This window comes from Mesorhizobium sp. M7A.F.Ca.US.002.01.1.1 (assembly GCF_004022955.1).
Classification (GTDB): Bacteria; Pseudomonadota; Alphaproteobacteria; order Rhizobiales; family Rhizobiaceae; genus Mesorhizobium; species Mesorhizobium ciceri.
In genome coordinates this window covers 1-7986 of sequence record NZ_RZQE01000275.1, presented here as the reverse complement: position 1 = coordinate 7986, position 7986 = coordinate 1, and the positions used below count along the sequence as shown (strand labels likewise).

At 61.6% G+C, this 7986-nt stretch carries 8 protein-coding genes; 5 read left to right on the top strand and 3 right to left on the bottom strand.

The window, feature by feature from the left end; translation table 11 throughout:
• Window positions 1-1286: FAD-dependent oxidoreductase (locus tag EN932_RS23155; protein WP_128369096.1), on the top strand; the 1286-nt coding region annotated here is incomplete at its 5' end.
• Between the two features lie 143 nt (window positions 1287-1429).
• On the opposite strand, the gene EN932_RS23150 is transcribed toward EN932_RS23155, so the two are convergent.
• Window positions 1430-1837, bottom strand: a complete 408-nt coding sequence (locus EN932_RS23150) for a hypothetical protein (protein ID WP_013532327.1) — start codon at window positions 1835-1837, stop codon at window positions 1430-1432.
• A gap of 115 nt (window positions 1838-1952) precedes the next feature.
• On the opposite strand from EN932_RS23150, the gene EN932_RS23145 reads away from it, so the two are divergent.
• A complete protein-coding gene (locus EN932_RS23145) occupies window positions 1953-2381 on the top strand; it encodes a MarR family winged helix-turn-helix transcriptional regulator (protein WP_013532326.1) in 429 nt (142 codons plus the stop codon).
• Window positions 2382-2496: 115 nt separating this feature from the next.
• The gene (locus tag EN932_RS23140; protein WP_245267631.1) at window positions 2497-3309 is read left to right on the top strand and encodes a hypothetical protein; all 813 of its coding nucleotides are present in this window, start codon (window positions 2497-2499) and stop codon (window positions 3307-3309) included.
• Window positions 3310-3380: 71 nt separating this feature from the next.
• Here the strand turns inward: EN932_RS23140 and EN932_RS23135 are convergent, their stop codons facing one another.
• Together EN932_RS23135 and EN932_RS23130 are read right to left on the bottom strand one after the other, a co-directional pair.
• Entirely contained in the window at window positions 3381-4121 is a 741-nt protein-coding gene (locus EN932_RS23135) for a polysaccharide deacetylase family protein (protein ID WP_081714379.1), read from the bottom strand.
• Window positions 4122-4197: 76 nt separating this feature from the next.
• On the bottom strand, window positions 4198-6264 hold the full coding sequence (locus tag EN932_RS23130) for an EAL domain-containing protein (RefSeq protein WP_063171870.1): 2067 nt from the start codon (window positions 6262-6264) through the stop codon (window positions 4198-4200).
• 331 nt (window positions 6265-6595) lie between these two features.
• On the opposite strand from EN932_RS23130, the gene EN932_RS23125 reads away from it, so the two are divergent.
• Complete coding sequence (locus EN932_RS23125) at window positions 6596-7783, top strand: glycine C-acetyltransferase (RefSeq protein WP_127388268.1); 1188 nt, start codon at window positions 6596-6598, stop codon at window positions 7781-7783.
• A gap of 52 nt (window positions 7784-7835) precedes the next feature.
• A partial coding sequence (locus EN932_RS23120; protein WP_164768684.1) for an alcohol dehydrogenase catalytic domain-containing protein occupies window positions 7836-7986 on the top strand: 151 nt, incomplete at its 3' end.

Here is a 7986-nt window from a genome sequence, read left to right as displayed (position 1 = left end):
ACATCATCCGCGGCTCGATCGAAAGCGACGCGGCGCTGACCAAGGTCATACCGGTGGCCGGTATGCGCTCGTCGCCGCATCTCGATTTCGCCGGAGAGGTGAGGGCGGCGACGAAATTCCCGACCTTCCACGCGGCGCGCATATCCGACGTGGCCACCGCACGCCACGCCATTGCCACCGGCAAGCTCGACATGGTCGGCATGACCCGCGCCCATATCGCCGATCCGCACATCATCAAAAAGGTGATGGAGGGCCGCGAGCATGAGATCCGCCCGTGCGTGGGCGCCACCTATTGTCTCGACCGCATTTATGAGGGCGGCGAAGCGCTTTGCGTCCACAATGCCGCGACTGGCCGCGAGGCCGAAATCCCGCATATCATCGTCAAGACCGAAGGACCGAAGCAGAAAATCGTGGTCATCGGAGCCGGCGCCGGCGGGCTGGAGGTTGCGCGGGTCGCAGCCGAGCGCGGCCACAAGGTGACGGTGCTTGAAGCATCGAGCCAGGCCGGCGGCCAAATTCGACTGGCGACGCAGAACCCGCGCCGCAAGGAGCTGATCGGCATCATCGACTGGCGGCTGGCCGAACTCGCCCGGCTCGGCGTCGAGATCCGCTACGACACCTGGGCGGAGAAGGACGATGTTCTGGCGCTGTCACCCGACGTGGTGGTGGTCGCCACCGGGGGCCTGCCGCAGAACCCGCCGCTGACGGCCGGCGACAATCTTGTCACCTCAAGCTGGGACATCATGGCCGGCAGCGTCAAGCCGGCCGAAAATGTACTGCTCTATGACGACAATGGCGGCCATCAGGGCATGGGCGCCGCCGAACTGATCGCCAATGCCGGCTCGAAACTCGAACTTGTCTCGCCCGAACGTTTCTTTGCCCCGGAAATGGGCGGCATGAACCATGTGCCGTATATGCGCGCCTTTCAGGAAAAGGGCGTCACCATCACCATCAACACGCGGCTGCGTTCGGTGCGCCGCGAGGGCAACCAACTGGTCGCCGAACTGGCATCGGATTTCGCCGATGGCTGGCGCGGCGAGCGCAGGGTCGACCAGGTGGTGGTCGAGCACGGTACGTTGCCGCTCGATGATCTCTATCTCTCGCTGAAGCCGCTGTCGAAGAACGGCGGTGCGGTCGACTACGAACGGCTGGTGAGCGGCGGCGACATCTTCCCCAAGCGCAATCCAGAAGGCGGCTTTGTACTGTTCCGCATCGGCGACGCGGTCGCCTCGCGCAACATCCATGCCGCCATCTACGACGGCATCAGGTTCGGCTTGCGGATCTGAAATTGGGCGTTGCGAGGATCGGTGGCGCGCGGCCGGACCTGCGTACGAGAGCCCATGTACTTCGGTCTGGCCGCGCGCTCGCACGTCATTGGCTCGTCGCCAGACAACGCACGATTCTGTGAGGGTGTGCCGCGTGGCGGCGTTCAAAACATTCTGGCGGTGGCCATGCACAGCACTGTCAGCACCAACAGCCCCCCGGCAATGCGCTCGCCTCTTGTCATCTTCGCGCGCAACTGCCTTTCCGTTGCCGCATCGGCACCGGCAAGCTGCCTGCTGGCTGAGCCCACCAGCGCGCCTTGCACGCCGGCGGCGATCAGGGCCGTCACGATGCCCAGCGCCAGCACCTTCTCCATCGAGCCGAAAACACCCTCGTGAAAGAAATACCAGAGCAGTATGCCGGTCAGGAAAACCAGGCCGGCAGCGCCCATTTGCGGCCGGAAGAACCGTTCCGCCCGGATGTCCGGGTCACGGCCGACCGCGATGGTCGTGCCCGCCCAGAATACGCCTGCCATGACATGAAGACCGATAACGACGATGTAGACATATTGCATGACCGGATTTCCTCATTAGCCCGCCATCTCTAGATGATTAGATATCGAATGGTTAGATGTCAATATATAAGTCGTGCCAGTTCCATCCGTGCATGACACCGTCTAGGGTCCTGCAATGACACCCTTTGACCGCCCGCCAGTCGGCATGAATCTCGGACGAACCGCCAAGCTGGTTGCCCAGGCCTTCGATGCTGCCCTGGTCGAGGCTGGAGGTACATTGCCGATCTGGCTCACGCTGCTATCGGTCAAGTCGAGCAACCTTGCCAACCAGCGCGAGCTTGCCGGCATGATCGGTATCCAGGGCGCGACGCTGACCCATCATCTCAACGCCATGGAGGCGCAGGGCCTGCTGATGCGCCGCCGCGACCCCGTCAACCGCCGGGTTCATCTGGTCGAATTGACCGAGGCCGGAGAAGCGATGTTCGAGACACTGCGCAAGGCCGCGCTCGTCTTCGACAAGCGGCTGCGAGTGGGATTGACCGACGAGCGTCTGGCGGAGTTCGCGCAGGTGCTGGCTGTGTTGCGGGGCAATGTCGGGGGATAGAACCCTGCGGACCAAGAATTTCCTTGGACTGGACTTCCCTCATCACATTTGTAACGTTCCATTGTCCGGCTGATCCTGGTGGGAAGAGGTCAGGCTCAACTCTTCCGCAAAATCTGTGCAAGAATACCGAAGCCGCTGGCTTCGGCAGCGAGAAGTCGCCGGAAAACCTAACAACGTTCGGGGGGACAAGTTGACCAAAGAAGATCTGTTCGTTCCGCGCCAGACCAACACGGCGCTTTACATCCAGCTATACGAGGCTGGATATCCGCTTGCCGATATCGCCCGGGTGCAGAAGGCGTATCGTGTGTGTTGCGCGATGTTCAACGGCCGTTATCGCAAGACGGGACGGCCTTTCATCTGCCATGCGGTGGGAGCTGCGTCGTCGGTCGCGCATTTCGACAAAAGCGTCGATCTTGTCCTCGCTGCTATGTTTCACGCCGCCTATGACGGAGGCCAGTATCCGGACGGCAAATCCAGCAGGCGAACCGATGCTCACCGCAAGTGGCTGGAGCAAAAAATCGGTCCTCGCGTCGAGGGTCTTGTCGCTCGCGTGGTCGGACTGAAATTCGACACGGGAGATCCCGAGCGCATTGTGGACAAAGGTGTGCCTGCCGGCGACGAGGACATTCTGTTCCTGGCGCTTGCCCATGAGGTCGATGACCTGGCGGACGGCGGACTGGCGTTTGCGCCCAAATACGGCCAGTCGATTCGTTCGAGGGTTGCTGCCTGCGCCACTCTGGCCAGGAATCTGGGCCACGAAAATCTTGCCGCCACCATCGAAGGTTACGGCGCCCGCTACGAGACGATGGCGTGGGCTGCTCCCCTCCAGGAGACGAAGCTGGTGGGCTTTCAGATGACGCCTAATTTGCGCACATACATCAAATTGCGTCGGCACAAGCTGCGCGGGGAGTCGATCGAGGTGCTTTGACGCCTTGCCGGCCATGCGACAGCATCGGGTACCGATGCACATCCGCTGAAGAACTTGCCGTCCTTACCGGTTCAGTCGTCGTAGCCCTGGATTGCCCCAAAGGCGTAACGGCGCAGCTTCAGCGCGGCGATCAAATTGGTCAGCTTCGTCTTGCCGTCGAAGCCGTCCTGAAACATCTCGTCATGCATCAGCAGGATCAGCTTGCCGGGCTTGACGAAGCGCCCATAGCCGAACAGATGATCGATCTCGCTGACCAGATGGTCGACGCTCTGCACCGGCTCGCCGTTGTCCTTGTGCACCCATTCATGGTCCCAGCCGTAGAGATAGAAGCCTGAGGCCGCGACAAATTCGTAGTCGGGCTCTTCATGCCCCTCCTGGGCGAGGCCAAGCGAAGTGTCGTTCTTCGACATGGAGGGCAGCCTGAACACGTCGCGCCCCGGCAGCCTTGCATGCACCACGGGCTTCAAGCCGAGAACCGCGTTTGCCCGTACCATGTCGGCGACGACACCCTCGGTGTCGCCGTAGAAATGCCGGTAGTGATTGTAGGCATGGCTGTAGCTGTGGTTGCCGAGCGTCACCAGAGGAAGCTGCTTGGCGCGCTGGACGAGCGCTCTGTTGGCAGCGCTCGCCTGTGCGTGCATGCCGACCATGAATAGGGTTGCAGGAACCTGCTCGGCCTCCAGCACGTCGAGGATGTTGCTTGTGCCGTTCAGCGGCCCATCGTCGAAGGTAAGATAGATGGTGCGATCGGCGCCCTGGGCGGGGGCCGCAAAGATCAGCAGTGCCGCAAGGGCAAACCGAAACGGTGTCATCAGCCCCGATATCCCTGTTGCGATCACGACAAGGCGGCCATCTTCACACGCGGTTGTCAAGGCAGCCCGGCCGTACCTATGCCAGGCTTCCTTGCAGCACCGTCAGCTTCGCCTTCTTCGGCATGCGGGCGGTCAGCCACTCCAGCGCCTTGTCGTGCGGCATCGGGAAGGCGATGGAGTAGCCCTGCACCTGGTCGCAGCCGATCGCCATCAGCGAATCGAGCTCGGCCTCGGTTTCGGCACCCTCCGCGACGATCGAGATGCCGAGGCCACGCGCCAGCTCGGTGATGGCGCGCACGATCTTCGAGTTGTCGCCATTCTCATGGATGTTCTGAACGAAGCGGCGATCGATCTTCAGCCGATCGATCTCGTTCGGGTTGACATGGCTGAGCGAAGCATAGCCGGTGCCGAAATCATCGAGTTCGAGATGGACGCCGGCTGCCCTGATGTGGCGCAGCTTGGCGGCGATGCCTGTCTTTTCGTCGTCGAGGATGACGGATTCGACGATTTCCAGCGACAGTTTTTGCGGCGGCAGCCCAGCCTTTTCCAGCGTCTCGAACAAGAACGCATCGAAATCGTGCTCGCGCAGCTCGGTGCCGGAAACATTGACGGCAAGCCGTCCGAAGGCAATGCCGGCGCGATTCCATTTGGCCGCCTCGTTGATCGCCTTGGTGATGACGATGCGGCCGATCTCGGGCATGAAGCCGCATTTCTCGGCGACCGGGATGAATTCGCCGGGCGGGATCATGCCGCGCTCCGCATGGTTCCAGCGCACCAGCGCCTCGATGCCGCTGATCGTGCCGTTGGTCAGCGAGACCTGCGGCTGGAAATAGACCTGGAACGCCCGCTCCGCGATGGCGACCTTGATGTCGTGCTCGAGCTGCTTGCGATAATCGAGTTCGCGGCGCAGTTCCTCGGAGAAGAAGGAGAAGTTGCCACCGCCAAGCTTCTTGGCGGAATAAAGCGCCAGGTCGGCATGGACCAGCAAATCCCCAGCATTGTCGGCGTCGATCGGATAGACCGCGATGCCGGCGCTGGCGCCTGGGAGAATGGTCGTGCCCTGGAAGACGATCGGCTCGTTGATGTGCGCCAGGATGCGCCGCGCCAGCATGTTGATGTCTTCGGTGCCGCCGGCGCCGCCGAGGATCATGACGAACTCGTCGCCGCCCAGGCGCACGCACAGATCCGACGCCCGGCAGGAATCGCGCATGCGCTGTGCCGTGACGACCAGCACATAGTCGCCGGCGGCGTGGCCGAGCGTATCGTTGATCTGCTTGAATCGGTCGAGATCGAGCTGGACGACGGCAAGGCGTTCGCGACGCCGGTGCGTGCCCTTGATCAGCGTGTCGAAATGATCGGTCAGGAACGTGCGGTTGTGCAGGCCGGTGAGGCCGTCATGAACCGCGATGAAGGCCATGGAATTGCGCGCGTCGATCAGTTCATGCGTCTTGCGCAGGATGGCGTTCGACATCGGCCTGAAGATGAAGAGCGCCACCAGTATGATGACGCCGATTGTGGCGTAGAACAGCGTGCGATGGAGAGCGAGCAGCTTCTCGGAGCGGTCGTCGGCGTCGGCAGTGATGCGCTGGCCGAGCGCGGCATAACCCGACAAGGTCGCATTGGCGACTGAGGCGTCGAGATTGACGCGTTCGCCGCCGCCCTTGTAACCGCCATTGCCGCTGAATTGCGATTCATAGGCCGAGATCAGGCGGTCGCCATTGGCGATCAGCCCGACGGAGAAATAGTCGAGGTGGAAGGGCTTGGCGAAGAGGACGCTTTCGATCGACTTCGGGTCGAGCTTGGCCGGCGATTGCGGATCGGCTCCTGTCTGATCGAGCAGCAGGTCGTAGTTGGTCTCGAACTCCGCCGTTGCCTGCTTGAGCGCGCTGACCAGCGCCGGTTGCTTGTCGCGTGAACCGGCACCCGTTGCACTGGCAAGGAAGACGATGCGCTGCGACAGTGTCTTTTGTGTGCTGACGATGTCGAGCAAGGTGTGATTGTGCTGTTGGGTGGCCATCATCTGCTGCAGCAGTATGAAGGAGGCGATCACCATGGCCGCAATGATCAGCAGGGCCAGCCAATAGCCAGCCTTGATCAGCAGTATGAGCTTGCCTGAAACGGTTTGCACCGGCTGCTGCGACATTTTCGGGGGCGGCCCTCTCGCCTAAGGATTCTTGCCTAGGGATTCTTGTATGAGCACCATTGAACTGCAAACGTTAACAGGACTGGAAATCGACGGCTGTCCGGCAAGGGGCGGCCGTGGAAAGATCGCGGAATGGTTATCGGCTCGTTTAGCACCGTACCGGCATTTGAGCGGTCATCGGCCAGAACCTTTGTCGTGGCGTCGTTCCTCGGCCGCGTGATGATCGACATCGGGGCCGCATCGTGCTGCTTGCCACCGATCCGGTCGTTTTTGCGATGGATTTTTCGCGCGGACGAGACGACAGTCGGCCCACATCAAACGAGGCTAGGTCATGACCGCAGCATTCCTCTCCCACATCGACAGCGAGCTCGCGGGGCTCAAATCGGCAGGCCTCTACAAGTCGGAGCGGGTGATCACTTCGACGCAGTCGGCCGAGATCGAGGTCGGCGGCGACAAGGTGTTGAATTTCTGTGCCAACAACTATCTCGGCCTCGCCGATAGCGCCGATTTGCGCAATGCTGCCAAGCAGGCGCTCGACCGCTATGGCTACGGCATGGCATCGGTGCGCTTCATCTGCGGCACGCAGGAAGAGCACAAGCAGCTCGAATCGACGATTTCCTCCTTCCTCGGCATGGAAGACACCATCCTTTACGGCTCCTGCTTCGATGCCAATGGCGGCCTGTTCGAGACGCTGCTGGGCGAGGAAGACGCCATTATTTCGGATGCCTTGAATCATGCCTCGATCATCGATGGTGTGCGGCTGTCGAAGGCCAAACGTTTCCGCTACGCCAACAACGACATGGCCGATCTCGAGGCGCGCCTGAAGGAAGCCCGGGACTGCCGCTTCCGGTTGATCGCCACCGACGGCGTGTTTTCGATGGATGGCATCATCGCCAATCTCAGGGGTGTCTGCGACCTCGCCGAGAAGTATGACGCCATGGTGATGGTCGACGACAGCCATGCCGTCGGCTTTGTCGGTCAGAACGGCCGCGGCTCGGCCGAGCATTGCGGCGTCGAGGGCAGGGTCGACATCATCACCGGGACGCTCGGCAAGGCACTTGGTGGGGCCTCCGGTGGTTACACCTCGGGCAAAGGCCAGGTGGTCGACTGGTTGCGCCAGCGCTCACGGCCGTATCTCTTTTCCAACACGCTGATGCCGGCGATCGCCGGCGCTTCGATCAAGGTGTTCGAACTGATCAAAGACGGCGATGGGCTGCGCGACAAACTCTACGACAACGCTGCGCGGTTCCGGTCGCAAATGGGCAAGCTCGGCTTCACGCTGGCCGGAGCGGATCATCCGATCATCCCGGTGATGCTGGGCGATGCCAGCCTGGCGCAGGAGATGGCCGCGCGCATGCTGAAGCGCGGCATCTATGTCATCGGCTTCTCCTTCCCGGTGGTGCCAAAGGGGCAGGCGCGCATCCGCACGCAGATGTCGGCGGCGCATTCCAGCGCCGATATCGACCGCGCGGTGGAAGCGTTCGCCGCCGTCGGGCGCGAACTCGGCGTCATTTCCTGACAAGCCGGAATCGAAAAGCGATTCCGGAACAAGAGCTTCAAGGGACAAAAGCATGTCGAACATGATGAAAGCGCTGGTGAAGGCCAAGGCCGAACCAGGCATCTGGATGGAAGAGGTGCCGGTGCCGGAAATCGGCCCTAACGACGTGCTGATCAAGATCAAGAAGACGGCGATCTGCGGCACCGACGTGCACATCTACAATT

Bases quoted from the DNA above. Each gene is read 5' to 3' on its own strand.
- EN932_RS23150 (WP_013532327.1), bottom strand. From the start codon at position 1,837: ATGCAATATGTCTACATCGTCGTTATCGGTCTTCATGTCATGGCAGGC.
- EN932_RS23145 (WP_013532326.1), top strand. From the start codon at position 1,953: ATGACACCCTTTGACCGCCCGCCAGTCGGCATGAATCTCGGACGAACC.
- EN932_RS23125 (WP_127388268.1), top strand. From the start codon at position 6,596: ATGACCGCAGCATTCCTCTCCCACATCGACAGCGAGCTCGCGGGGCTC.
- EN932_RS23135 (WP_081714379.1), bottom strand. From the start codon at position 4,121: ATGACACCGTTTCGGTTTGCCCTTGCGGCACTGCTGATCTTTGCGGCC.
- EN932_RS23130 (WP_063171870.1), bottom strand. From the start codon at position 6,264: ATGTCGCAGCAGCCGGTGCAAACCGTTTCAGGCAAGCTCATACTGCTG.